Annotated in this window: 22 protein-coding genes and 1 riboswitch; of the genes, 17 read left to right on the top strand and 5 right to left on the bottom strand. The window is 71.0% G+C overall.

Annotated features, from left to right (window positions below; genetic code table 11):
* Nucleotides 1–278: 278 nt before the first annotated feature.
* Complete coding sequence (locus IGS68_RS02180; protein ID WP_201076990.1) at nucleotides 279–1556, top strand: adenylate/guanylate cyclase domain-containing protein; 1278 nt, start codon at nucleotides 279–281, stop codon at nucleotides 1554–1556.
* Between the two features lie 573 nt (nucleotides 1557–2129).
* Here IGS68_RS02180 and IGS68_RS02175 read toward each other — a convergent pair.
* Together IGS68_RS02175 and IGS68_RS02170 are read right to left on the bottom strand one after the other, a co-directional pair.
* Nucleotides 2130–2360, bottom strand: coding sequence for a hypothetical protein (locus IGS68_RS02175; RefSeq protein ID WP_201076988.1), 231 nt, complete (start codon nucleotides 2358–2360; stop codon nucleotides 2130–2132).
* 117 nt (nucleotides 2361–2477) lie between these two features.
* A complete protein-coding gene (locus IGS68_RS02170) occupies nucleotides 2478–3263 on the bottom strand; it encodes a hypothetical protein (RefSeq protein WP_201076986.1) in 786 nt (261 codons plus the stop codon).
* Nucleotides 3264–3434: 171 nt separating this feature from the next.
* Here IGS68_RS02170 and IGS68_RS02165 point away from each other — a divergent pair, with 171 nt between their 5' ends.
* Genes IGS68_RS02165 through IGS68_RS02130 form a run of 8 tightly spaced genes read left to right on the top strand, consistent with a single transcriptional unit; the run spans nucleotide 3435 to nucleotide 10895 of the window.
* On the top strand, nucleotides 3435–4586 hold the full coding sequence (locus tag IGS68_RS02165) for an ABC transporter permease (protein ID WP_201076984.1): 1152 nt from the start codon (nucleotides 3435–3437) through the stop codon (nucleotides 4584–4586).
* A gap of 24 nt (nucleotides 4587–4610) precedes the next feature.
* Nucleotides 4611–5582 carry an ABC transporter permease gene (locus IGS68_RS02160; protein ID WP_201076983.1) on the top strand — a complete coding sequence of 324 codons (972 nt, stop codon included), beginning with the start codon at nucleotides 4611–4613 and terminating at the stop codon, nucleotides 5580–5582.
* Complete coding sequence (gene cdd / locus IGS68_RS02155; RefSeq protein ID WP_201076981.1) at nucleotides 5579–5989, top strand: cytidine deaminase; 411 nt, start codon at nucleotides 5579–5581, stop codon at nucleotides 5987–5989. The genes IGS68_RS02160 and cdd overlap by 4 nt, the downstream gene beginning before the upstream one ends.
* Before the next feature lie 17 nt (nucleotides 5990–6006).
* On the top strand, nucleotides 6007–6834 hold the full coding sequence (locus tag IGS68_RS02150; RefSeq protein ID WP_201076979.1) for a purine-nucleoside phosphorylase: 828 nt from the start codon (nucleotides 6007–6009) through the stop codon (nucleotides 6832–6834).
* Nucleotides 6831–7595, top strand: coding sequence for a deoxyribose-phosphate aldolase (gene deoC, locus IGS68_RS02145; protein WP_247881133.1), 765 nt, complete (start codon nucleotides 6831–6833; stop codon nucleotides 7593–7595). The genes IGS68_RS02150 and deoC overlap by 4 nt, the downstream gene beginning before the upstream one ends.
* Before the next feature lie 16 nt (nucleotides 7596–7611).
* Entirely contained in the window at nucleotides 7612–8934 is a 1323-nt protein-coding gene (gene deoA / locus IGS68_RS02140) for a thymidine phosphorylase (RefSeq protein WP_201076977.1), read from the top strand.
* A gap of 3 nt (nucleotides 8935–8937) precedes the next feature.
* Entirely contained in the window at nucleotides 8938–9858 is a 921-nt protein-coding gene (locus IGS68_RS02135; RefSeq protein ID WP_247881132.1) for a DMT family transporter, read from the top strand.
* The gene (locus tag IGS68_RS02130; protein WP_201076976.1) at nucleotides 9855–10895 is read left to right on the top strand and encodes an adenosine deaminase; all 1041 of its coding nucleotides are present in this window, start codon (nucleotides 9855–9857) and stop codon (nucleotides 10893–10895) included. Before IGS68_RS02135 ends, IGS68_RS02130 begins: the two co-directional genes overlap by 4 nt.
* On the opposite strand, the gene IGS68_RS02125 is transcribed toward IGS68_RS02130, so the two are convergent.
* Nucleotides 10828–13011 carry a methyl-accepting chemotaxis protein gene (locus IGS68_RS02125; RefSeq protein ID WP_201076974.1) on the bottom strand — a complete coding sequence of 728 codons (2184 nt, stop codon included), beginning with the start codon at nucleotides 13009–13011 and terminating at the stop codon, nucleotides 10828–10830. The two genes, IGS68_RS02130 and IGS68_RS02125, sit on opposite strands and share 68 nt — an antisense overlap.
* Before the next feature lie 155 nt (nucleotides 13012–13166).
* Nucleotides 13167–13267: riboswitch (TPP riboswitch) on the top strand.
* Between the two features lie 56 nt (nucleotides 13268–13323).
* Between IGS68_RS02125 and IGS68_RS02120 the strand changes: the two genes are divergently transcribed.
* The 7 genes from IGS68_RS02120 to arsH are packed head-to-tail and all read left to right on the top strand — an operon-like array spanning nucleotide 13324 to nucleotide 20089.
* Entirely contained in the window at nucleotides 13324–14451 is a 1128-nt protein-coding gene (locus tag IGS68_RS02120; RefSeq protein WP_201076972.1) for an ABC transporter substrate-binding protein, read from the top strand.
* The gene (locus tag IGS68_RS02115; protein ID WP_201076970.1) at nucleotides 14448–15323 is read left to right on the top strand and encodes a branched-chain amino acid ABC transporter permease; all 876 of its coding nucleotides are present in this window, start codon (nucleotides 14448–14450) and stop codon (nucleotides 15321–15323) included. The genes IGS68_RS02120 and IGS68_RS02115 overlap by 4 nt, the downstream gene beginning before the upstream one ends.
* Nucleotides 15316–17070, top strand: a complete 1755-nt coding sequence (locus IGS68_RS02110; RefSeq protein WP_247881131.1) for a branched-chain amino acid ABC transporter ATP-binding protein/permease — start codon at nucleotides 15316–15318, stop codon at nucleotides 17068–17070. Before IGS68_RS02115 ends, IGS68_RS02110 begins: the two co-directional genes overlap by 8 nt.
* Nucleotides 17067–17804, top strand: coding sequence for an ABC transporter ATP-binding protein (locus IGS68_RS02105; RefSeq protein ID WP_201076968.1), 738 nt, complete (start codon nucleotides 17067–17069; stop codon nucleotides 17802–17804). The genes IGS68_RS02110 and IGS68_RS02105 overlap by 4 nt, the downstream gene beginning before the upstream one ends.
* A gap of 36 nt (nucleotides 17805–17840) precedes the next feature.
* Nucleotides 17841–18914: a hypothetical protein gene (locus IGS68_RS02100; protein WP_201076966.1), complete on the top strand. Its 1074-nt coding sequence runs from the start codon at nucleotides 17841–17843 to the stop codon at nucleotides 18912–18914.
* Nucleotides 18915–18948: 34 nt separating this feature from the next.
* Entirely contained in the window at nucleotides 18949–19383 is a 435-nt protein-coding gene (gene arsC, locus IGS68_RS02095; protein ID WP_201076963.1) for an arsenate reductase (glutaredoxin), read from the top strand.
* On the top strand, nucleotides 19376–20089 hold the full coding sequence (arsH, locus tag IGS68_RS02090; protein ID WP_201076961.1) for an arsenical resistance protein ArsH: 714 nt from the start codon (nucleotides 19376–19378) through the stop codon (nucleotides 20087–20089). Before arsC ends, arsH begins: the two co-directional genes overlap by 8 nt.
* A gap of 90 nt (nucleotides 20090–20179) precedes the next feature.
* Here arsH and IGS68_RS02085 read toward each other — a convergent pair whose 3' ends face one another.
* Together IGS68_RS02085 and IGS68_RS02080 are read right to left on the bottom strand one after the other, a co-directional pair.
* Nucleotides 20180–21391, bottom strand: coding sequence for a GDYXXLXY domain-containing protein (locus IGS68_RS02085; RefSeq protein ID WP_201076959.1), 1212 nt, complete (start codon nucleotides 21389–21391; stop codon nucleotides 20180–20182).
* 55 nt (nucleotides 21392–21446) lie between these two features.
* Nucleotides 21447–23219 carry an autotransporter assembly complex protein TamA gene (locus IGS68_RS02080; protein ID WP_201081002.1) on the bottom strand — a complete coding sequence of 591 codons (1773 nt, stop codon included), beginning with the start codon at nucleotides 23217–23219 and terminating at the stop codon, nucleotides 21447–21449.
* Nucleotides 23220–23679: 460 nt separating this feature from the next.
* On the opposite strand from IGS68_RS02080, the gene typA reads away from it, so the two are divergent.
* On the top strand, nucleotides 23680–25512 hold the full coding sequence (gene typA, locus IGS68_RS02075; RefSeq protein ID WP_201076957.1) for a translational GTPase TypA: 1833 nt from the start codon (nucleotides 23680–23682) through the stop codon (nucleotides 25510–25512).
* The last annotated feature ends 13 nt before the right edge of the window (nucleotides 25513–25525 follow it).

The raw sequence follows: 25525 nt of genomic DNA, 5'->3' as shown, positions 1-25525 counted from the left end.
ATAGGGAGACGCGGACCGCGTCCGTATCGGCACCACAATGTCCCGGATCCGCGCACGTTCTAAATCACATCCGCTCACCAAAGCGTGATGTTGTTCACATCGTCGTGATTACTGGAATACGCTGTATCGGAAAGGGCGGAAATCCTGGATTCGTTTTGGATGAAACAAACCAGTCGGTCCTCTCCGCCGCCCCTGCCCTGCGCGGCGGAAAGCCGTATGATCGCGACGAATGTCGCCAAAGGCGCGCAACTCCGACCTACCGGGAGAGGGATCCGCCCGTGACCGCGCATCAGACCCAGGACCTCCCCGCCGCCCCGGCGGCGCCGGCGGCAACGGCTCCGGCCCGGCGCCGCTGGCTGCCCGCACCTCCGGGACCGCTGCGGAACGCCCATACCTTCGGCTGGCTGGTGACCGTCCTGGCCGCCTTCATGGCCGTGGAGAGCATCGGTTTTCCCTGGCCGGGGGAGGAATACGCGGCCTTCAACCGGCTGGCGGCCTGGGTCACGGGCGGGCTGCTGGTGCTGGCCGCCGGCTCGCTGGCCTGCGTGCTGACGGGACGCATGCTGGCCGGGCGCATGGGCATCGTGCTCTACGGCTGCGGCGTGGTCGGCGCCATGACCGTGATCCTGGGTCCCGGGACGGGGATCGACGTGCTGGCCGCCACCTGCCTGTTCGCCGGGCCGGCGCTGCTGTTCGCCCGGACGGAGCGCCTCGCGCTGGCCGTGGGGTGCGCGCTGTGCGTCGCCGTCATCGCCTTCATGCAGGTCTGGATCCGCCTGGGCTACGCGCCCTATGCCCCGGCGACGGCGGCCAACCTGGCGGAGGTCCGGACCGGCGTGGTGATCGTCGCCGCCTGCGTCGGCGTGCTGGTGGTCTATCTCTACTGGTCGGCGGAGATCGCCCGGGGTGCCGCGGCGCGGGAGGCGGCCCGGTCCGACGCGCTGCTGCTGAACGTGCTGCCGGCCAGCGTCGCAGACCGCCTGAAGGCCGGGGAGCAACGGATCGCCGACCGGCTGGACGCCGTGACGGTGCTGTTCGCCGACATCGCGGGCTTCACCGCCTTCGCCGCCGACCGCAACGCGGCCGAGGTGGTGGAGGTGCTGGGCGGCCTGTTCTCCCGCTTCGACGCGCTGTGCGCGGCGCATGGGGTGGAAAAGCTGAAGACCATCGGCGACGGCTACATGGCGGTCGCCGGCGCCCCCGCCGGCCTGCCCGACCATGCCGGCGCCGCGGCCCGGGTGGCGCTGGGCATGATGGAGGCCATGGCCGAGACCCTGCGCGACCATCCCGGCCTGGGGCTGCGCGTCGGCCTGAACACCGGCCCGGTGGTCGCCGGCGTGATCGGCACGCACAAGTTCGCCTACGACGTCTGGGGCGACACGGTCAACCTGGCGAGCCGCCTGGAGTCGCGGGCCTCCCCCGGCACCATCGCGGTCTCGGCCAGCACGCGCGACGCGCTGGGCGAGCGCTTCCGGCTGGAGCCGCTGGGCACGGCGGAGCTGAAGGGCATCGGCGCGGTGCCGGTATGGCGGCTGGTCGGGAGTGCGGAGGAGTGAGGGGGACGCGTTCGGGCGGCCAGGGGCCGGCGCGTCGGGTCGGCGGAACCCTTGAGGTCGTGGCGCCTGGGTGCCGCTTCGGGCCTGCCTTGGACGGCGTTGGAGCGAAACAACAAAAATCGTCCAAAGATAACGGCGATGTACTCAGATGACCCAGGGCTGTCCGGCACGGTCATTGCCTACCACTCAAAAGGCGCAGCTAAGGGCATCGGCGCCCCCTTTTCGTCATAGCCGGACTTGATCCGGCTATCTCCCTGCATTGCAGCGCTTTCGGAGTCTGCAAGCGATGACCGGGTCAAGCCCGGTCATGACGATCAGAAGAAGGTCGCTCCGCCGGAAAGGCCTCCTTCGGTTGTCAAAGCAATAACCGCGCCGGACAGCCGACAGATGATCCGGTTCGTATCTTTGTCCATCGCCGTAATCTGTGGCAAGAACTTGGATTATGTTTGCGCCCCTCCCGCTATCCCGGCCGGCTTCGCCAGCTTCAGGGCAAGCACCTCTCCCAGGGTGAGCGCCCTGGTGTCTCCCACGCGCGGGAATCTGTCTGAATCCGGGACCCGGACACTTCGCGCCTCACAGCGCTCCATCCCCCTTCGGCACGCGGACGCGCTTCGGCAAGCGCTCCTTGTCGAGCAGCAGTCCGGTGTCATCGTCCCGCATGTCGGCGATGTCGCCGAAGGGATCGTTGAAACACAGCGCGAACAGGCACATCGCATAGGCGCCGATGGATGCGGCAGGGTCGCCCTTCTCGATGCGTTGATAGGTCTGCTTGGACAGGCTCGTCCGCTCCAGCATCATCGCCACCGTCAGCCGGCGCTTTCTGCGGGAAACCGGGGTCAGACCACCATTTCCCCGGAAGGTCGTTGGGATGGAACTCCTTTGGGAAATGGTGGTCTGACCCCGGTTTCCTTCGCGCGCCCCCTACCCCTCGCTCAGCCACCGCTCCGCCGCGCGGGCGATGCGGTCGGGGTAGTCGGGGAGGTCGGGGCCGATCAGGGGGAGGTCCAGGTCGGCGACGATGCGGGCGACCGTGGCGGTGTCGAGGGGCAGGCCGGCGGTGCGGGCGCGGCGGGCGATGACCATTTCCTGGCCCCAGAAATAGACCTTCGTGGCGCCGGTGTTGGCGCGCATGCGGCGGACCTGCTCCACCCGGTCGTCGCCGTTGAGCGGCAGCCAGATGTCGGCCAGCAGGGTGTCTGCCCGCGCTTCGGGCGTCCAGGACAGGGCGTCGGCGTTGACGACGGCGACCTTGGCGGTGGCATCGGGCGGGAGCTGGGCGAAGACGCCGACCGCCTCGATCATGGCGATGACCTCCGGGTCGAACTCGACCACGGTCACCGCCGCGACCTCCGGGCGAAGCGCCGCGTTGGCGGCGGCCCAGCCCATGCCGAGGCCCATCACCACCGTGTGGCCGAAGGCGGCGCGGCAACCCAACTCCTGGCTCTCGATCTCCATGGGGGTCATCGACATCCAGGTGCGCAGGCCCGCGGTCTCCCCGGTGCCCTCGGTGCGGGTCAGCACCGCCATGTCGGTCACGACCTGCACGCCGCTCCAGTAGCCGGGGCACAGGCTGAACGGCGCCACGTCGAGGCGCCAGCGCTCGCCCCGGGCGGGGCGATAGGCCGGGCGGAACAGGTCCGGGGCGTAGAGCGGCGCACCGCCCGGACGGACCAGCCCTTCCGGAACATCCTGCGTGTCGACTGGCATGCCTTTCCCTTTCCCATGATGGCCGCAGGGTCCAATCATACAGAGGGATTACCTATTCAGGGCATGACCGTTTCGGGACCGTCCCCTTTCCGCCGGCCCATCCCGCTTGCCTCGCCTGGTCTAACCGGGCAAGTTCCAGGTCAACGGGAACGATCGGGGCAGGCGCTCGGCATGGCATCCGGAACGACGGCGACGGGCAGCGGCAAGGGGTTCGGGCAACCGGGGGAGGTGCCGGGATGGGTCAACTACGCCCTGCTGCCGGTGCTCAACCTCGCCGCGGCGCTGGTGGTCTCCAGCCTCGTGATCCTGGCGATCGGCGAGAACCCGCTGGCCGCGATGGAAGTGCTGCTCTACGGCTCGTTCGGCTATCCGGAGGCGATCGGCTTCACGCTGTACTACGCCACCAACTTCATCTTCACCGGGCTGGCGGTGTCGGTCGCCTTCCATTGCGGGCTGTTCAACATCGGCGGCGAGGGGCAGGCCTATATCGGCGGGCTCGCGATCGGGCTGGTCGGGCTGGCGTTCGGCGGGGTGCCGTGGCCGGTGGTGGCGGCGGTGGCGATCGTGGCGGGCGCCCTCGGCGGCGCCGCCTGGGCCTATATCCCGGCCTATCTCCAGGCGAAGCGCGGCAGCCACATCGTCATCACGACGATCATGTTCAACTTCATCGCCGCGTCTATCATGACCTACCTGCTGGTGGACGTGCTGATCGCCCCCGGCCAGCAGTCGCCGGAAAGCCGGCAGTTCGACCAGTCCACCTGGCTGCCCTTCATGCACGAAGCGCTGGGCCGGATCGGCATCGACATCCCCAACTCGCCGCTGAACCTGTCCTTCGTCTGGGCGCTGGCCTGCTGCGCGCTGGTCTGGGTCTTCGTCTGGCACACCCGCTGGGGCTACGAGATCCGCACCGTCGGCCAGAACGAGCGGGCGGCGGTCTATGCCGGCATCTCGCCGTCGCGCAACATCATCCTGGCCATGGCGATCTCCGGCGCGCTGGCCGGATTCGTCGGGCTGAACGAGGTGCTGGGCGTCCATCACCGGCTGATCCTGGGCTTCACCGGCGGGGTCGGGTTCGTCGGCATCGCGGTGGCGCTGATGGGGCGCAACCACCCCGTCGGGATCGTGCTGGCGGCGCTGCTGTTCGGCGCGCTGTACCAGGGCGGGTCGGAGCTGGCGTTCGAGTTCCCCACCATCAACCGGGAGATGGTGGTGGTGATCCAGGGGCTGGTGATCCTGTTCGCCGGCGCGCTGGAGAACCTGTTCAAGGCCCGGATCGAGGCGCTGTTCCGGCGCACCGTCCGCCGGCCGGCGGCGGCGGGCTGAGGGAGAGGGAGGCAAGGCCAAGCGATGGATTACCTCACCCTCCTCTCGGTCCTGGACGGCACGGTGCGGACCGCGGCGCCGCTGGTGCTGGCCGCCCTGGCGGGGTTGTTCGCCGAACGGTCCGGCGTGGTCGATATCGGCCTGGAAGGCAAGATGCTGGCCGGGGCCTTCGCGGCGGCGGCCGCGGCCTCCGTCACCGGGAGCCCGTGGCTGGGGCTGCTGGCCGCGGTCGGCGCCGGCATCCTGCTGTCCATGGTCCACGCCTATGCCACGGTCACCCACCACGGCAACCAGGTGGTCAGCGGCATGGCGATCAATATCCTGGTCGCCGGGCTGACCCCCACCCTCGCCTTCGCCTGGTTCCAGCAGGGCGGCCAGACGCCGATCCTCCAGGCGGGGGAACGGTTCGAGTCCCTCACACTGCCCTTGGCCGACACGCTGGGCGGCGCCGTCCCGGTGCTGGGTCCGCTCTACCGCGAGGTGATCAGCGGGCATAACGTATTGGTGTATGCGGCCGTGCTGGCGGTGCCGGCCGCGGCCTGGGTGGTCTACCGCTCCCGCTTCGGGCTGCGGCTGAGGGCGGTCGGCGAGAATCCCAGCGCGGTGGACACCGCCGGGATCTCGGTGGCGAAGCTGCGCTATCAGGCGCTGGTGATCTGCGGCGCGCTGACCGGGGCGGCGGGTGCCTATCTCTCGACCGCGCAGGGGGCCGGTTTCGTGCGCGACATGACCGCGGGGATGGGCTATCTGGCGCTGGCGGCGCTGATCTTCGGCAAGTGGCGGCCGGCGCCGACGCTGTTCGCCTGCCTGCTGTTCGCGCTGGCCGACGCGGTTCAGATCCGGCTCCAGGGCGTCGCCATCCCCGGGATCGGGATCATCCCGGTGCAGTTCATCCAGATGCTGCCCTATGTGCTGACCGTGCTGCTGCTGGCGGGATTCGTCGGCAAGGCCGTGGCGCCGAAGGCCAGCGGCATACCTTATGTGAAGGAACGATGAGCAGTCTCGACACCATGATCCCGCTGGCGCGCGAGGCGATGCGGCGGGCCTATGCGCCCTATTCCAAATTCCCGGTCGGCGCCTGCCTGCGCACCGACGGCGGCCGGTTCTACGCCGCCGCCAACGTGGAGAACGCGGCCTATCCCCAGGGCCAGTGCGCCGAGGCCAGCGCGATCGGCATGATGGTCGCGGGCGGCGACCGGCGGATCGTCGAGGTGGTGGTGATGGGCGGCACGCCCGGCGACGGCATGCTCTGCACCCCCTGCGGCGGCTGCCGCCAGCGGCTGCGGGAGTTCTGCGCGCCGGACGTGCAGATCCATGTCTGCGGGCCGGAGGGGCTGCGCCGGACGGTGACGCTGGAGGAGCTTCTGCCGCTCTCCTTCGGCCCCAAGAACCTGAGCTTCTGATGGATAGGGAGATAGACATGGAATGGGCAGCCACTCCCCACGATGCCGCTGCCGTCATCGCGGAGCGGGCGCCGGGGTTCACGCCCCGGGTCGGCATCGTGCTCGGCTCCGGCCTGGGCGGGCTGGCGGACCGGATCGGGGATGCGGTCGCGATCTCCTACGCCGATCTGCCCGGCTTCCCGCGCCCCGGCGTGCATGGCCATGCCGGGCGGCTGGTGCTGGGCACCCTGGGCGGGCAGAATGTCGCCTGCATGCAGGGGCGCGTCCACCTGTACGAGGGCGCGGGGCCCGCGGCGATCCGGCTGCCGATCCGGGCGCTGAAGCTGGCCGGCTGCGAGACGCTTTTCCTGACCTGCGCCGCCGGGTCGCTCCGGACGGAGGTCGGCCCCGGCCGGCTGATGGCGATCACCGACCATATCAACATGCAGGGCACCAACCCGCTGGTCGGCCCCAACGACGACGAATTCGGTCCCCGGTTCCCCGGCCTGAAGGACGCCTGGGACCCCGCGCTGACCGGGCATCTGGCCGCGACGGCGGAGGGACTGGGGATCGACCTTGCCCAGGGGGTCTACGCGGCTTGGCTCGGCCCCTGCTTCGAGACGCCGGCGGAGGTGCGGATGCTGAAGGCGCTGGGCGCCGACGCGGTCGGCATGTCCACCGTGCCGGACTGCATCGTCGCCCGCCACTGCGGGTTGACGGTCGTGGGGTGCGCGGTCATCACCAACCTGGGCGTCGGCCTGGGCGACGGGGAGGTCAGCCACGACCAGACCCTGCGCTCGGCGGCATCGGCGGCGGCGGACCTGGAGCGGCTGGTGGTTGGGTTCCTGGAAGGATTGGACCGGTGACGACATTGGATGCGGCGGCACGGGCGCTGCCCCTGCTGGACCTGACCAGCCTGAACGACGACGACACCGAGGAGCGGATCGCGGCGCTCTGCGCGCGGGCGGTGACCCCGGCCGGCAGCGTCGCCGCCGTCTGCATCTATCCGCGGTTCATTCCGGTCGCGAAACAGCTTCTGGAAAACAAGGGCGTCGCCATCGCCACGGTGGTCAATTTCCCCGGTGGTGGCGCTTCGGCGGCCGAGGTCGCCGGGGAAACCCGGGCCGCCGTCGCGGCGGGCGCGGACGAGATCGACGTGGTGCTGCCCTGGCGCGACTTCATGGCGGGGGAGCGGACGGTTCCCCGCGACGTGCTGCGCGCCTGCCGGGACGCCTGCGGCGACGGGATCCTCATGAAGGTGATCCTGGAGACCGGCGGCTTGGCCGACGCCGGCCTGATCGAGCAGGCCGGGCGCGACGCGGTGGCCGCCGGGGCGGATTTCCTCAAGACCTCCACCGGAAAGCTCCAGCCGGCGGCGACCTTGGAAGCGGCGGCGATCCTGCTGGATGTCATCCGCGACTGCGGGCGGCCGGTAGGCTTCAAGGCGGCGGGCGGCATCCGCGACACCGCCGGGGCCGCCGCATACCTGCATCTGGCGGACACCGTCATGGGGCCGGGCTGGGCCACGCCGGCCACTTTCCGCTTCGGCGCCAGCGGGCTGCTGGACGCGCTGCTGGCCGACCTGGGCCACGGCGCGACCGGGCAGAAGCCTTCCAGCGGTTATTAAGGATACGGAACGATCCATGCTTCCTCAGGAAATCATCCGCAAGAAGCGGGACGGCGGCACCCTTTCCGATGCCGAGATCAAGGGCTTCATCGAGGGCGTCACCGCCGGGTCGGTGACCGAGGGGCAGATCGCGGCCTTCTGCATGGCCGTGTTCTTCCGCAAGATGGGCCTGGAGGAGCGGGTCGCCCTGACCCGCGCCATGACCCGTTCCGGCACCGTACTGGATTGGAAGCCGCTGGGCCTGCCCGGCCCGGTCCTGGACAAGCACTCGACCGGCGGGGTCGGCGACAAGGTCAGCCTGATCCTGGCCCCCGTGGTCGCCGCCTGCGGCGGGTTCGTGCCGATGATCTCCGGCCGCGGGCTCGGCCATACCGGGGGCACCCTGGACAAGCTGGACAGCATCCCCGGCTACGTCTCCCTGCCCGACCGGCCGACGCTGGAACGGGTGGTCCGCGATGCGGGCTGCGCCATCATCGGGGCGACCGACGCCTTCGCGCCGGCGGATAAGCGCGTCTACGCCGTGCGCGACATCACCGCGACGGTCGAGTCGCTGGACCTGATCACCGCCTCGATCCTGTCGAAGAAGCTGGCCGCCGGGCTGGACGCGCTGGTCATGGACGTGAAGTTCGGCTCCGGCGCCTTCATGGCGCAGTTCGACGATGCGCTGGCCCTGGCCGACAGCATCGCCACGGTCGCGACCGGCGCCGGCATGCCGACGGTGGCGCTGCTGACCGACATGAACCAGGTGCTGGGCCGCACCGCCGGCAACGCCCTGGAAGTGCGCGAGTCGATCGACCTGCTGACGGGGGCCGGCCATGACAGGCGCCTGTACGAGGTGACCGCCGCGCTGTCCGCCGAACTGCTGGTGCTGGGCGGCCTGGCGCGCGACGCGGAGGCCGGCCGCGTGATGGTGGACGAGGCGATCTCCACCGGACGGGCCGCCGAGCGGTTCGCCGCCATGGTCGCGGCGCTGGGCGGCCCGGCCGACCTGCTGGAGAATCCCGACACCCACCTGGCGGAAGCGCCGTTCCTGCGGGAGGTCCGGATCCGCGACGAGGGCTTCGTCACCGCCGTGGACACGCGGGCGCTGGGCATCGCCGTGGTCGCCCTGGGCGGCGGCCGGACCCGCGTCCAGGACCCGATCGACCCGGCGGTCGGGCTGTCCGACGTCGCCGGCCCGGGTGACCGGACCGGCCCGCACGCCGCCCCGCTGGCGATCATCCATGCCCGGACCGAGGAGGCCGCCGAAGCCGCCGCCGAGGCGGTCCGCGCCGCCTTCGCCGTGGGACACTCGGCGCCGGCGCCGACCCCGCCGATCGCCCGGCGGCTGGCGCGGTAGCAAGTGCGACAGGAAACCGGAAGTTCCCGGGCCGAGACCCTCCGCGGCATCGGCCTGCTGACCCTGGCGCTGGTGGCCTTCGCCGTGATGGACGTGCTGATCAAGTGGCTGTCTGCCAGCTACGGCACCTTCCAGATCGTGTTCTTCCGCTCGGTCTTCGGCCTGGTGCCGCTGAGCGTGCTTGTGGCAAGCTCGGGCGGCATCGGGCTGCTGCGGACGTCCCGGCCGGGCGGGCACGTGCTGCGGTCGCTGGTCGGGGCCAGCGCGCTGGTCTGCTTCTTCTTCGCCTTCAAGCACATGCCGCTGGCCGACGTCTACGCGATCCATTTCGCGGGGCCGCTGTTCCTGACGGCGCTGTCCGGCCCGATGCTGGGCGAACATGTCGGCTGGCGCCGCTGGAGCGCCGTCGGGGTGGGCTTCATCGGCGTCGTCGTGATGCTTCGGCCCGGCAGCGGCATGTTCACCCCGGTGGCGCTGGTGCCGCTGCTGGGGGCCGTGTTCTACGCCTTCGCCATGATCTTCGTGCGGAAGTTGAGCCGGACCGAGACCAACGCGGCGATCGTCTGCTACTTCACCCTGACCGGCGTCGCGGTCGGCGCGATCGGCATGATCGCGGACTGGCGGACGCCCGACCTGGCCGGGTTCGGCCTGCTGGCCGCCGTCGGCATCCTGGGCGGCATCGCGCAGATCATGATGACCCAGGCCTTCCGCTCGGCCCCGGCCGCCGTGCTGGCGCCGTTCGAATACTCGGCGATGATCTGGGCGGTCCTGTTCGGCTACCTGGTGTTCGCCGACGTGCCGACCTCGGCGGTGATCGTCGGCGCCCTGATCGTCTCGGCCAGCGGGCTCTATATCCTTCACCGGGAGACACGCCGGCCGCCCCGGCCGGTCACCGAAACGACCGGGGAGGCCGTGGCACCATGACAATGCCGGATATTCCGAAGGCCGAGCTTCACGTCCACCTGGAAGGGACCGCCACGCCGGAGCTGGTCCGGGCGCTGGCGGAGCGCAACGGGATGGCGCTGCCGCCCGGGCTCTTCACGGAGGCGGGCCACTTCGCCTGGACCGACTTCCTGCACTTCCTGAAGGTCTACGACGACGCCGCGTCCGCGATCCGGACCGCGCGGGACTACCGCGACGTGACATACGATTACCTGCGCCGCTGCGCCGCCGAGGGCGCCGTCTATGTGGAGGTCATGTCGTCGCCCGACCACGCGAGGATGGCCGGACTGTCGTTCCAGGACCATCTGGACGGCATCGTCCAGGGGTTCGAGGATGCCCGCGCCGAGTTCGGCATCGAGGCCCGGCTGATCGTCACCTGCGTGCGCCATTTCGGAGTCGAGCGCGGGCTGGAGGTCGCCCGGGCCTGCACCCGGCACCGGCACCCGCTGCTGACCGGGTTCGGCATGGGCGGCGACGAGAACCACCTGTCCGCCGCAGACTTCGCGCCGGTCTTCGCCATCGCCCGGCACGACGCCGGCCTGGGCTGCACCGTCCATGCCGGCGAGTCAGCAGGGCCGGAGAGCGTGCGCGACGCCCTGGACCACCTGCCGGTCGGCCGGATCGGCCACGGCGTCCGCGCGATCGAGGACGCCGACCTGGTCCGCCGGATCGCCGGGGAAGGCATCGTGCTGGAGGTCTGCCCGACCAGCAACATCCGCACCGCGGTGTACGGCTCCTACGCCGACCATCCGCTCAATCGGCTGCGCGAGGCCGGCTGCGCCGTCACGCTGAACAGCGACGACCCGCCCTATTTCGCGACCACCCTGGGCGGCGAATACGGGATCGCGGCGGAAGCGTTCGGCTGGGGTGAGGACGACCTGCGCAATGCTACGGTGACGGCGCTGGAAGCGGGTTTCCTGGACGACGAAACGCGCGCTCGCCTGCGTCGGGTCACGTCGGCCGGCAGCCCAGCCGCAGGGCGCCCCAATGGCGGCCATGGACCAGGATCGGGGCACTGACGTCCTTCAGCAGCAGGAACTTGCCGCCGCCCATGTCGCGGCGATAGGTCTGGACCAGGGCCGGCGCCCGGCTGCGGGCGGCGGCGACGCCGGTGAAATCGTCGAACAGGCGGCGGTTGCGGCAGTTGGCGGCGTTCCAGGCCGGCTCGCCCGGCCGTTGGGGCTGCGAATATTTGAGGTTGTGGGTCGGCAGGTAGCCGTTGCGGTCCACCGCGACGCAGAAATCGATCCGCGCCTCCTTCCGGAGCACCGCCTCCTGGATCGGCGGCAGCAGGCGGTCGCACAGCTCCGTATAGGCGGTCAGGTACTGCTGGGGATCGGTCCCGGGGATCGGCTGGTAGGCGGTCGAGAACATCGCCGCGGCGCCGATGCCGCCCTCGTCGATGGTGTCGTCGAACAGGCCGGAGATCTGGCGCGCCGCCGCCTGCACGGTCTCGATCAGCGCCTCGTCGCCGCGGTGCCAGCGGTCCAGCGACTCGGCCAGAGCCGACCGGACGCCGGGCGCCAGATCCTCGAAATGGACGTGGAGAACCTCCCCCTCGACGGTCGCCGCCCGGGCCGCGACCTCGCCGATGCCCGGCAGGTCGAAGGAGACCAGGGCGCCCGGCGCGGCGGTCCCGGCCGCCAGCCGGACCTGGGCGCCGCCGCTGGAGATGTTCTCGACGCAGGCCGGCACCGTCCGCCCGTCGATCCGGCATTCGGTCTTCAGGTCCACCGTGACGCGCATCGCCCGCCGGCGCTCGGCGAAGCGGGAATTGCGCAGGCTGGAGATCACCCGCTTCTCGATGTTGACGACCTGTTCGACCAGTTCCGTCGTGTTGTTGCGCAGCTGGGTCGATACCGTGGTGGTCAGCCCCGCCTGGGTCGCGACGCTGCCGATCCGCTCGTGGACGCGGCGCACGCTGTCGGCCGTCTGGGTCACGGTCTGGGCGATGTCCTGGGTGACCGCGTCCTGCTCGACCACGGCGGAGGCGATGGCGGTGATGGTGTCGTTGACCAGCTCGACCCGGCCGGCCACGTCCGCGATCGCGGTGACCGTGTCGCCGATCGCCTTCTGCATGGACTGGATCTCGGACCGGATATTGCCGGTCGCGTCGTTGGTCTGGTCGGCAAGCAGCTTGACCTCGTTGGCGACGACGGAAAAGCCGCGCCCGGCCTCGCCCGCGCGCGCCGCCTCGATGCTGGCGTTGAGCGCCAGCAGCCGCGTCTCCTTGGCGATCTTCTCGATCAGCGAGGCGATCGCGCCGATCCTGTCGGACACGTCGGTCAGGTTGTTGGCGATGTCGCGGGCCGCCTGGGACCGCAGGGTGGCGTCCTGGGCCGCGCCGGTCGAGCGGTCCACCTGGCGCGAGATCTCGGCGATGGAGGCCGAAAGCTCCTGGGTGGCGGCGGCGATGGTCTGGGCGTTCACGTCGGCCTCGTGGGACGCCTCGGCGACGTGGTTTCCGTCCTCGCTGACCATGCGGGCGGCGCCCAGCACCTCGGTCGAGGCCGTCTCCATCGCCTCGGCCTTGCGGCGGACCAGCTGGACGGCGTCGTCCAGCTCCTGTTCGAAGGTGTCGGCGAGGTCGAGCAGTTCGTCCGTGACGTGCTGCTCGGTCGTGGTGTGGGTATAGACCGACAGCGCCAGTTCCGCTTCCATCAGCAGGGTGCGGATCAGCGTCGCCGCCTGGTCGGCCGCGGCCTGCCGGCTCCAGCGGTTGCGCTCGATCACCGAGCGGACCAGCCGCTCCAGGATGAAGGAATAGGCCGAGAGGTAGAACCGCGGCTTCAGCCCGACCCGGTGGTGGGCCGACCCGATCCGCTGCACCCGCTCCACGTACCGGGCGTCGATGCCGTCGACGAACAGCTTGTGCCAGTGGTCCTGCTGGGCGCAGATCAGCCGGGCGACCATCCCCTCCGCCGCGATCAGCTCCGCCGTTTCCGGAAAACGCTTCAGGAAGCCGTAGAAGTCGGTGAGGATGCCGTCCAGGTCGGCGTTGACGTGGGGACCGAGCTGCCGGAGCGAGCGTTGCGTGGCACCGTCGATCCGCCAGAGCGCCAGCTCGACCGACGTGCCATGGGACGGGGCCGCGTCAGGCTGAGCCCGCGCGTCGGACAGCTCGCGAGTATTCATCGGTCATCCCCCCAGTTGCAATCGCGGACAATCGGGCGCCGGGGTTGCAACGGCAATGATCTACGTCAAAAGAATTAGGCCTGACGGTCACGGACTCTCCTTCGGATAGGTGGGGCCGAGCCTTGACGGGGCGGTGCCGGACTGTCACTGTCGAGGCACGAAGGCTGGGGTGCCGGGCCGATCCGCCCGTGCTGAGAACATACCCATAGAACCTGATCTGGATCATGCCAGCGAAGGGAGCCGGTGGGACCGACCAAGAGAAGATCGCGGCACTCACGGGTTTCCGTTTCGCACGGAGGAAGGAAACCGAAGATGCCCGCCCGGAAGTCCCTGTTGTCCGCCGCCGCGTTCGCCGCCGCCCTGTCGTCCGCCGCCGGCCCGGCCGCCGCGGCCGACCTGGACATCCCGGTGCTGGTGCCGGTCACCGGCTTCCTGGCGCTGGAGGGCACCAGCCAGCGGAACGGCGCCGTCCTGGCGGTCCGCGAGGCTCCCGAAGGACTCGCGGTGCGGTCGGAGGTGATCGATACCGGGACCTCCCCCGAAGGCGCCGTGACCGCGCTGGAGCGGGCGTCCGGGCGCGGCGCCCCGACGGCGATCGCCGCCAGCATGCTGGGCACCCAGATGCTCGCCATGCTGCCGCTGGCCGACGAGTACGGCATTCCCCTGGTGACCGTCTCCGGCACGGCGTCGATCACCGAGCGCGGCAATCCCTGGGTCTTCCGCTTCTTCCCCGGCGACGGGGTCACCAAGACCGCCCATGCGCGCTACGTCGTCGAGGAGTTGGGCAAGCGCCGGCCGGCGGTGATCTACCAGACCACCGCCTACGGCCAGAGCGGCCAGGCGCACCTGCGCGACGCCTTCGCCAAGCTGGGCGTCGAGCCGGTGTTCGAGGAGGGCGTGGATCCCGGCATCCGCGACATGCTGCCGGTGCTGACCAAGGCCATGGCGGCCGACCCCGACGTGCTGGTCCTGCACCTGCACTCCGGCCCGACGGCGCTGTTCGTGCGGCAGGCGGCCGCCCTGAATCCCGGCGTGCCGATCGTCGCCGGCTCGGCGATGCACCAGCCCTCCACCGCGGCGCTGCTGGAGCCGGCCGAGCTGACGGGCGTCTGCGCCGAGACCTCGGCCTCGCCGGTGTCGGGCGGCTCGCCGGAGATGGAACGCTTCACCGCCGACTACCGCGCCGCCTTCGGCACCGAGCCGGACGCCTTCGCGCTCGGCCAGTACGACGGCATCCGCATGGTGCTGGACGCGGCGGCCAAGGGGGCGGAGACGCCTGAAGCCGTGCGCGACGCGCTGGCCAAGGGGACGTACCGCGGGCTCGCCATGACCTACCGCTCCGACGGCAGGGGCAATATGGCCCATTCCGCCGTGATCGTCTGCTACGACGGGTCGTCGCGCGTTCCCGCGGTGGCGAAGCGCTACGACGTGGCGCCGTGACGGGTGTCGCGCAGCTGCTGGTCAACGGCGTGGCGCTGGGCGCCGCCTATGCGCTGGTCGCCCTGGGCTTCGTGCTGGTGCTGAACGCGACCTCGGCCGTCAATTTCGCCCAGGGCGACCTGGTCATGGCCGGCGGCTTCCTGGCAGTGGCCCTGGCGGGGCTGATTCCCCTGCCCGGCATCCTGCTGCTGCCGCTGGTGGCGGCGCTGATGGCGGCGCTGGGGCTGCTGGTGTCGCTGCTGGCCTACCTGCCGCTTCGGCGCCGTCCCCCGGTCAGCGTCTTCATCAGCACCATCGCGGTCGGCATCATCCTGCAGAACGGCGCCACCCTGCTGTTCGGGCCGGAACCGAAGGCGGCGCCGGCGCTGTTCGGAGGCGGAACGCTGGAGATCGCCGGCCTGCTCGTGCCCGAGCAGTCGCTCGCGGTCGTGGCCGTGGCCGGGCTGCTGATCCTGGGCCAGCACTGGCTGTTCGCCCGCACCCAGCTGGGCCGGCGGCTGCGGGCGACCGCCCAGGATCCGGAGATGGCGCGGGCCTGCGGCATCCCCGTGACGGCGATGGTCGCCTTCACCTTCGCGCTGGGCGCCGCGCTGGCGGGCGCCGCAGGGCTGCTGCTTTCCAACCAGTTCTTCGTGACGCCCACGGCGGGCAGCGGGCTGATCCTGAAGGCCTACATCGCCGTGACCATCGGCGGCTGGGGATCGGTCGCGGGCGCCGTCGCCGGCGCGCTGCTGATCGCCGCGTTCGAGGTGCTGGTGTCCGCCACCCTGTCCTATTCGGCCGCGACGGCGGCGCTTTACCTGGCGCTGCTGGCGATCCTGGCGGTGCGCCCCCAGGGCCTGTTCGGCGAGGCGGCCCGCAGCCGTGCCTGAGTCCCGCCTCCCAGGAATCCCCGGACGCGGGGCCGCGCCCCTGCTGGCGGCGGCCGGCGCAGGCTTGGCGGCCTACGCGCTGCTGTTCGCCGATCCGTACGGGCTGCGGGTGCTGACCGTGGCCGGGGTCTACGCGCTGGCCGTGACCGGCTACCAGATGATCTTCGGCAATGCCGGCGCCCTGTCGCTGGCGCAGGGCACCTTCTACGGCATCGGCGCCTATGTCACCGGCATCCTGGGCAGCCGGTGGGGCCTCGGCTTCGAGGTGACCTTCCCGCTCTCGGTCCTGGCGCCGACCCTGCTGGCCCTGGTCGTGGCGGCACCGGTGCTCCGGCTGGAAAGCCATTATTTCGCCCTGGCGACGCTCGGCATCGGGCAGGTGGTGCTGCTCGCCGCGGTGGAGTGGCAGGGCCTGACCGGCGGCTCCAACGGGATCGCCGGCGTGCCGGGGATCGAGCTGTTCGGCTGGCGTCCCGGGCGGGGCCTGGGCCTGGCGCTGTTCGTCTGGACCCTGGCGGCGCTGGGCGCCCTGGCGGCGTGGCGGATCGGGCGGGGCCTGCGCGGGCTGGCCTTTCCCCTGATGCGCGACACGCCGGCGGCGGCCCGCACGCTGGGCATCGACATCGACCGGCTGCGGCTGGAATGCTTCGCCCTGGGCGCCGCCTATGCCGGCGCCGCCGGCGCGCTCGCCGCCCATATCCAGCGGGTGGTGTCGCCCGAGGTGCTGGAGTTCCCGGTCATGGTCACGATCCTGACCATGGCGGTGATCGGCGGGCTGGGCAGCGTCGCGGGGGCGCTGGCCGGCGCCGTCCTGCTGACCCAGTTGCCCGAGTGGTTCCGCGGGCTGGAAGGCGGCTACCTGTTGCTGTACGGCGTGGCCCTGCTGGCGACGGTGGTGGCGGCGCCGTGGGGGCTGGTCAGCCTGGCGGAGCGGCTGCGCGCGCGCTGGCTTCCCGAGCCGCCCCGCCCGCTGCCGTCCGCGCTGGCGCCGGAGCCCCGGCCGGCGGCCCCGTTCCGCGGCCCGGCACTGTATGTCGAAGGTTTCTCCAAGTCCTTCGGAGGCGTCCGGGCGGTCGACGGCGTCGGCCTGACGGTCGATCCCGGCGAGATCCTGGGGGTGATCGGCCCCAACGGATCGGGCAAGACGACGCTGATCAACCTGGTGACCGGCCTGGAGAAGCCGGACGCCGGCAGGCTGTACGTGCGGGGCGTGGAGCTGACCGGGCGGACGCCGCACGCGATCGCCCGCGCCGGCGTCGCGCGGACCTTCCAGACCGCCAGCCTGCCGCCCGGGACGGAGGCGCTGGGCGCCGTCGCGGCGGCGCGGATCACCCTCGACCGGGACGTACGGGAGGCGGAGGCGCACGCGATGCATTTCCTGGAAAGGGCCGGCGCCGCCGACCTGGCCCGCGAGCCTTGCGCCACCCTGCCGCCGGGGCTGCGGCGGCGGGTCGAGCTCGCCCGCGCCCTGGCCCGGCAGCCCGCCGTCCTGCTGCTGGACGAGCCGGCCGCCGGCCTGACCGAAGCCGAGCAGGCCGAGCTTGCCGGGACTCTCCGCGCGGCGGCCGACGCCGGTGCCGCCGTGCTGATCGTGGAACACAACATGCCGTTCCTGCTGCCGCTGGCCGACCGGATCACCTGCCTGGACGAGGGCCGCGTCATCGCCGAGGGGACGCCCGACGCAATCCGGCGCGACCGCCGGGTGCGCGCGGCCTACCTGGGATCGCCCGGGCCGGAGGTGCCATGAGTCCCCCGCCGCTGCTCGCCCTCCATGGTCTTTCCGTTTCCTACGGCGGCGCTCCCGTGGTGGATCGGGTATCGCTGGAGGTGAGGCCCGGCGAGGTGCTGGCCCTGCTGGGGGCCAACGGCGCCGGCAAGTCGAGCCTGCTGAAGGCCGTGATCGGCCTGCTGCCGGCGGCGGGCCGGGTGCTGCTGGACGGGTCGGACATCACCGTCCTGGCGCCGGAGCGGCGGGCGCGCCTGGGCATCGGCTACGTGCCGGAAGGCCGCAGGGTCTTCCCCGGCATGAGCGTGCGCGACAACCTGGAGGTGGCGAGCTTCGCGCCGGCCGCGGAGCGGACGCTGCTGCTGGACCGCGTCTTCGCCCTGTTTCCCCAGCTTCGGGCCAAGTCGGGCGAGCGGGCCTGGCGGCTGTCGGGCGGGCAGCAGCAGATGCTGGCGATCGGCCGCGCCCTGATGGGGGAGCCGCGCCTGCTCCTGCTGGACGAGCCATCCCTCGGACTGTCGCCGCTGCTGACGGCGCAGGTCATGGAGACGGTGCGCGAGATCGCCGCAGGGGGCACCGCGGTCCTGCTGGCCGAGCAGGCGGCGGCCCGCGCGCTGGAGGCGGCCGATCTCGGCGCCTGGCTCCGGCTGGGCAGGCTGGCGGAGACCGGGAGCGCCGCGGACCTGCGCAGGCGGCTGGAGGCCGATCCGGACTTTATGGGCAATCCCCTTGCGACGGGCCGGTCGGCCCTATAGCCTGCCGCCAACTCCCAGCGCAGCCGGATATTGAACGTGCAGTCTCATCTTCTCGCTCTCGCGCTCGGCGCCGCCATCGGCCTGTCGAGCGGCCTTCCCACCGCCGCACTGGCCCAGCAGGCGCCGGCCGGCGCCCAGCTGTCCGGGGCGCCGATCGGCGACTGGCGCGGCGGTCCCGTGGCCGATCCGAACGGCAAGTTCGTCTATTGCGTCTCGGAGAACCGCTTCGACAACAAGCTGGCCCTGGTGTTCGCCCGCAATCCCAACGGGGAGACCAACATCCTGATCGGCATCCCCGGCGCCGGCATGACCCAGGGGACCAAGTTCCCCATGAGCGTCCGGGTCGACGAGACGGTCAGGCGGAACTTCACCGCCGTCGCGATGGAGCCGGATCTGCTGGTGGTCCCCACCGGCAAGGACGACGAGCTCTACGAGGGCATGCGCAAGGGAAGCCGCCTGATCATGCAGGGGCCGACCGACACGGCGATCTTCCAGCTCCGCGGGACTTCCAAGGCGCTGGGCGATCTGCGCAGCTGCGTCCAGCAGGCGGTCTCGGGCGGCGGCCCCAAGCCGGGCGCCCCAGGCGGGGCCAAACCGGTCGCGGTCATCCTGCCGGAAGGGCTGCGGGCGCTGCTCGACGCCGCCGGCCTGCGCCAGGCGGTGCCGCTGTCGCTGGCGAACGTCCCGGAGGACCGCCGCCCCGCCGACTTCGCGTGGCGGCTGGGTCCGGTGTTCGGCGGCGTGCGCGGGCATCGGGCTCCGCCGGACGCGGATTTCGCGATGCTCACGACCAACTACCTGGACGCCCTGAAGCAGCGCTGCGGCGGCGAATTCAAGGCCGATCCGGCCGCGGTGGAAACCCTGCCGCGCGTGACCCTGCGGACCGCCATGGTCGCCTGCACCCCGCCGGAGGGCAAGATCAACGTCGCGATCCTGTTCTTCAAGAGCCAGGACAACGTCTTCAACGTGTTCTTCCATGAGGCGTCCGACGCCGACGTGGAGTTGGCCAAGAAGGCGCGCGACGGGCTGACCCAGGTCGTCCGCAAGCTCGGGTCGGAGCAGCCGCCGGCCGGCCAGCCGGCACCGGCCGCGCCGCCGGCGCAGAACTGACCGCCCGGGGACACGCCGAACGGGAGCAGGAACCGTGACCGTCACCATCTACCACAACCCCGAATGCGGCACCTCGCGCAATACCCTGGCCCTGATCCGCAACAGCGGCGAGGAGCCGGTGGTGGTCGAGTACCTGAAGGCGCCGCCGGGGCGCGACGAGCTGAAGGACCTGATCCGGCGCATGGGCGTGCCCGTGCGCGACGTGCTGCGCCGGAAGGGCACGCCCTATGACGAGCTGGGCCTGGACGATCCGGACCTGGACGACGACCGGCTGATCGACGCCATGACGGCGCATCCGATCCTGATCAACCGCCCGATCGTCGTCACTTCCCTGGGCGTGAAGCTGTGCCGCCCGTCGGAAACCGTGCTGGACATCCTGCCCTCGCCGCAGCGCGGCGCCTTCGCCAAGGAGGACGGCGAACGGGTGGTGGACGAGCAGGGCCGCCCGATCGGACCGGGACATGGATGACCGCGCCCCCGCCCCCGACACGCTCCCCGCGCTCAAGCCGGAGCTGCTGAGGCAGCCCGACCCCGCGAGCCTGGAGCCGGCGGCCCGGATGACCCATCCGCCGCGCATCCTGCTGCTCTACGGGTCCCTGCGGGAGCGTTCCTACAGCCGCCTCCTGGTCGAGGAGGCGGCCCGGCTGCTGCGGGCGATGGGGGCCGAGACGCGAATCTTCGACCCGCGCGAGCTGCCGGCCGCCAACGCCGTCGGCCCGGACCATCCCAAGGTTCGGGAGCTGCGGGACCTGTCGATCTGGTCCGAAGGCCAGGTCTGGTGCAGCCCGGAGATGCACGGGGCGGTGACCGGCGTGTTCAAGAACCAGATCGACTGGCTGCCGCTGTCGGAAGGCTCGGTCCGGCCGACCCAGGGCCGCACCCTGGCGGTGATGCAGGTCTCGGGCGGGTCGCAGAGCTTCAACGCGGTGAACACGCTGCGCCTGCTCGGCCGCTGGATGCGCATGGTCACCATCCCCAACCAGTCGAGCGTGCCCAAGGCCTACGAGCAGTTCGACGAGGCGGGCCGGATGCTTCCGGGACCGCTCTACGACCGGGTGGTGGACGTCATGGAGGAGCTGGTGCGCTTCACCTGGCTGCTGCGCGACCGGGCCGACTACCTGGTCGACCGTTACAGCGAGCGCAAGGAGGCGTTCAAGCTGCCGGAGAAACTGTGAAGGCACGTCGTGGAGGGTGCGCGTCCCGCGCACCTTGGGCGGCGGGACGCCGCCCCTCCGCACCGGGGCCGCTGGCCGGCAGCGGAAATTTCAGAACAGCCCCTCCTCGTGGCGGACCTCGCCGTTGACCAGGATGGCGGAGATCGCCGGGGTGCCCGCCCGGTTGACCGCGACGCGGATGTCGATCCGCTCGCCCTCCGCGGGCTGCTCCAGGGCGCGCCCCGTCCCTTCCGGAACGAAATACTCCTCGATGCCGTAGCGGATGCCCCGGCTCTCCGGCGGAACCAGCGCGTCCGCCAGCAGCAGGGCGACCACCGCCGCGGCACCCGCGGCCAGCAGCCCGCCGTCGCGGCGCCAGACCACCGCGCCCCCCGCCGCCGCGACCAGCAGGGGCGTCAGGGCCAGCTCCGCCCATGCCGACCGGCCGGCCGCCGACGGGTCGGCCTGGAGCGCCGGCAGGGCCAGCAGGGACGCTCCGGCGACGAGGCCCAGCAGCGCCAGCCGCTCCAGCGGAACCGCGAAGGCCGCCGCCCGGGGCGAGCCCGCCAGGACGCCGCCCAGGGCGATGAGGGCGGCGGCGATGGCGCTGCCCAGGCGCAGCACGTCCTCCTCCGCCGCGTCGCCGGCGGAGAGCAGCGACACGAGCGTCACGAGGATGAACCAGGCCAGCGACACAAGCGCCGCATGGTAGGCGACGATCCAGCGCATGCGCAGGATCGGGGGCAGCAGCGCCGCCCAGACCGGCAGGAACGGAAGATAGACCGGGAACGGGGAGTCCGGGACGGCCAGGCTGAACCAGACCGTGACCAGGGCCAGCGCGGCGCAGGCCGCCCACTCGCTCGGCCAGGCCCAGGCCGCCAGGATGGCGCCGAGCGCCCAGATCAGGACGCCGGCGGGGGGATCCGCCGGCAGGTGGTAGATCTGGCCGACCAGCATGATGCCGGCGCCGAACAGCAGCACGCCCAGCAGAAGCAGCGCTTCGGCGAAGTGGTGCATGCCGGCGCGCAGGGCGGCCCAGGCGGCGCCGTGCGTCCCCCACAGCGCCCCGAACAGCACGGCCAGCTTGGACAGCCGCCCCATGCCCTGCCAGTTGGCCGCCAGGAACAGGAGCGCTCCCATGGCGACCAGCACGGTGCCGAGCAGCGCCAGCAAGTTGGGCAGGGCGGCGGGGCGGGGCCGCGCCGCGGCGTCGGCCAGGACCGACTCCGCGTCCTCCGCCCGGATCCAGCCCCGCTCCACCCAGCGCGGCAGGTCTTCCCGCAAGCGATCGACGTAGTATTTACCGGCGTAACGATGGCGCAACACTGGCGTGTCCCGAACTGCCTCCCCGCAGCCGGATCATAGCAGAGCCGCGGCCCTAAAAGGCTTGTCCGATGCTGATATAGAGCTGCCAGCTCGAATCGCCCGGCTGCTTGTTCAAGGGCACGGCGACATCCAGCCGCAAGGGTCCGAAACCGGTGTAGTAGCGGGCCCCGATGCCGGCCCCCCAGCGCAGCTCTTCGGAGAAGTCCAGCGTGGAGCTCTCGTAAACATTGCCGCCGTCGATGAAGGGAACGATGCCGATGGTATCGGTCACCTTGACGCGCATCTCCGCGCCGACCTCGAGCAGGCTGCGTCCGCCGGCCGGATCGCCGAACGCGTCGCGCGGCCCAACATCCTGGTAGCCGTAGCCGCGAATCGAGCCGCCGCCGCCGGCATAGAAGCGCTTGTCCGCCGGAATGTCCGCGGTGCTGGAACCGAAGATGCTGCCCACCGACAGCCGCCCCGCCGCGACATACCAGCCGTCGCCCCGGAAGTCGTAATAGGCGCTGTTGGTGATCCGGGCGACCGTGAAGTTCGAGTCGGCGCCGCCGATCTGCTGGAAGGGCGTCAGGAGCAGGTCGGTGCGGAACCCGCTGGTCGGGTTGAGCAGGTCGTTGGTGGCATCGTAGCGGAGCGTCAGCGGAACGCCCACCAGGGTGCTCTCGGTGGTCGTGTCGGGCGGATCGACGACGCGGGACTGCTCCAGCGTGACGCCGCCGGACACCGTCAGCCGGTCGCTCAGCTGGCGCTCCAGCAGGGCCGACAGCACGATGGCGTCGCGATCGTAGGCGTCGGGCCGCTCGCGGATCAGGTTGGCGTCCAGGATCAGCGCCTGGTTGAGGGTCAGGAAGTCCGGCTTGCGGAAATTGGCGTTCAGCCGCACCTCGGTGTCGGTCAGGTCGTTCTCGCCGATGCGCGACACCGTGGCGGACAGCCGGAGCTGCTCGGCCCCGCCGAACAGGTTGCGATGGCCCCAATAGGCATTGGTGGCGAAACCGTCCTCGGTCGAATAGCTGAAGCCGGCGCCGATGACCCGGCGCGGCCGCTCCGCGACGGTGATGGTCACCGGCGTCACCCCGTCGGGACCCGGCTCGCGGGCCAGCCCGACCCGGACCGAGGAGAAGACGTTGAGGCCGGAGATCGCCTGCCTGGCGTCCTCGATCTCGTCCGGCCGGTACTCGTCGCCCGGCTCCCAGGGGATCCGGTTCCGCACCAGCTGCTCGTAGACCTGGTCCAGCCCCTCGACGCTGACCTGGCCGAAACGGGTCAGCGGCCCCGGATCGACCGTATAGGTCACGTCCATGGTGCGGGTCTCGTGGTCGACCACGGCGCGGCGCTCGGCGATCTTGGCGAAGGCGAAGCCGCGCGCCGCCAGCTGTCCGGTCAGCCGCGTCTCGGCATCGACGACGGTCGCGGACAGGGCGGGCTCGCCGACCTGGATGCCGATGTCCCCGGCGGTGATCGGCGCCCCTTCGAGCGGCGCGCCGCCGGCCCCGGCCACGGTGATGCGGTCGAAATTGTAGACCTGCCCGGGCGTCACGGTGACCGCCACCCTGGCGGGCTCGACCGAGGTGTCCACCGCGATCTCGACCCGGGCGTCGTAGTATCCGACCGAGCGCAGGGCGGTCTGCAGCCTCTCCCGGTCCGCGTCGGCGCGGCGGCGCAGGCCGATCGGGCTGGGCGGCGGCTGCCCGGACAGGCGGAACAGGGTCGCGGTGCCCTCCAGCAGCTCGCGGAGCGTTCCGTCCTCGACCCCGGTCAGGCTGACCTCGTAGGGGGTCTGCTGCGCCAGGACGGGAGCGGCGACGATGCCGCCGACCGCGAGCATCAGGGCCAAGCCGACGACGCCGCGCGTGATGGACGTCCGGGAGCGGGGCCGCGCCCCGCCGGAACTCCCGGCACGGGATCTGGATCTTCTGGAGGGGGGCGAGCCGGACTTCAGGGGTTCTCTCCGTTCGAACGGTGGTTGGCAAACACAGTGGTGCCGGACGATGTTCCTCAAGGCAACCCTTCATCGGGGCCTTCATCCGGGAGGGTTTTCGGGGCTTGCCCTTGAAACCGTTGGGAGCCCTCCCCATCCTAAGCGTCCAGGCGGAACGGCCTGCCATTCTGGGAACAGATGGCCGCAGGCGGTTCCGCTTGTAGTTCATGGCGCAAACTGTATACTGCGCCGCAACATGACCCGGGCACTGAGAAGGACTGCGATCCATTCTCCAGGTGTTTATCCGGGCATTTTTGTTTGCCTGCGGTACGCCGCGGCTCAACCCGGGACATCAGAGAAGTTCGGTATGGATCTGCGGAATATCGCCATCATCGCGCACGTCGACCATGGCAAAACCACCCTTGTCGACGTGCTGCTTCGCCAGTCCGGTGCCTTTCGCGAAAACCAGCAGGTCGCCGAACGGGCGATGGACAGCAACGACCTGGAACGTGAGCGCGGCATCACCATCCTCGCCAAGTGCACGTCGGTCCTGTGGGACGGCACCCGCATCAACATCGTCGACACCCCCGGCCACGCGGACTTCGGCGGCGAGGTCGAGCGCATCCTGAGCATGGTCGACGGCGTGGTGGTGCTGGTGGACGCGGCCGAGGGCCCGCTGCCGCAGACCAAGTTCGTGGTCGGCAAGGCGCTGAAGCTGGGCCTGCGCCCGATCGTCGTGATCAACAAGGTGGACCGCCCCGACGCCCGTGCGCACGAGGTCCATGACGAGGTGTTCGACCTGTTCGCGGCGCTGGAAGCCAGCGACGAGCAGCTCGACTTCCCGACCCTGTTCGCCTCGGGCCGCAACGGCTGGGCGGCGGAGAGCCTGGAAGCCGAGCGGGTCGACATGAAGCCGCTGTTCGAGCTGATCCGGAACCATGTCCCGGCTCCGAAGGTCGCCGCCAACAAGGACGACGCCAACTTCACCATGCTGGTGACGACGCTGGAGGCGAACCCCTATCTGGGCCGCATCCTGACCGGCCGCATCGAGACCGGCACCGCCCGCGCCAACATGCCGATCAAGGCGCTGTCGCGCGACGGCAAGGTGATCGAGACCGGCCGCATCTCCAAGCTGCTCGCCTTCCGCGGCCTGGAGCGGGTCGGCGTCGACGAGGCCGAGGCGGGCGACATCGTCGCCATCGCGGGCCTGACCAAGGCCACCGTCGCCGATACCATCTGCGATCCCGCCGTCGAGACCGCCCTGCCGGCCCAGCCGATCGACCCGCCGACGCTGGCGATGACCTTCTCGGTCAACGACAGCCCGCTGGCCGGACGCGAGGGCGACAAGGTCACCAGCCGCATGATCCGCGACCGGCTGTTCCGCGAGGTCGAGGGCAACGTGGCGCTGAAGGTCAGCGAGACCGACGGCACCGACGCCTACGAGGTCGCCGGCCGCGGCGAGCTTCAGCTGGGCATCCTGATCGAGACCATGCGCCGCGAAGGGTTCGAGCTGTCGATCTCCCGTCCGCGCGTGCTGTTCCAGAGCGACCCGATCACCGGCCAGCGCCAGGAACCGATCGAGGAAGTGGTGATCGACGTGGACGAGGAGTTCTCCGGAACCGTCGTCCAGAAGATCTCCGAGCGCAAGGGCGACCTGGTCGAGATGAAGCCCTCGGGCGCCGGCAAGACCCGCCTGGTGTTCCACGTGCCGTCCCGCGGCCTGATCGGATACCAGAGCGAGTTCCTGACGGACACCCGCGGCACCGGCCTGATGAACCGGCTGTTCCACGGCTATGCTCCGTACAAGGGCCCGATCGCGTCGCGCCACACCGGCGTGCTGATCTCCAACGGCGACGGCACCGCGGTGGCCTACGCGCTGTGGAACCTTGAAGACCGCGGCCCCATGATGATCGAGCCGGGCGTCCCGGTCTACCAGGGCATGATCATCGGCGAGCACACCCGCGGCAACGACCTGGAAGTCAACGTCCTGAAGGGCAAGCAGCTGACCAACATCCGCGCCGCCGGCAAGGACGAGGCGGTCCGCCTGACCAACCCGATCGTGATGACGCTGGAGAAGGCGATGTCCTACATCGCCGACGACGAGCTGCTGGAAGTGACGCCCAAGTCGATCCGGCTGCGCAAGCGCCACCTCGACCCCAACGAGCGCAAGCGCGCCCAGAAGCAGGCCGAGGCGAGCTGATCGCCCGGTTCCC

The organism is Skermanella sp. TT6, assembly GCF_016653635.2.
Taxonomy (GTDB): Bacteria; Pseudomonadota; Alphaproteobacteria; order Azospirillales; family Azospirillaceae; genus Skermanella; species Skermanella cutis.
This window is presented reverse-complemented; position numbering and strand designations above follow the sequence as displayed.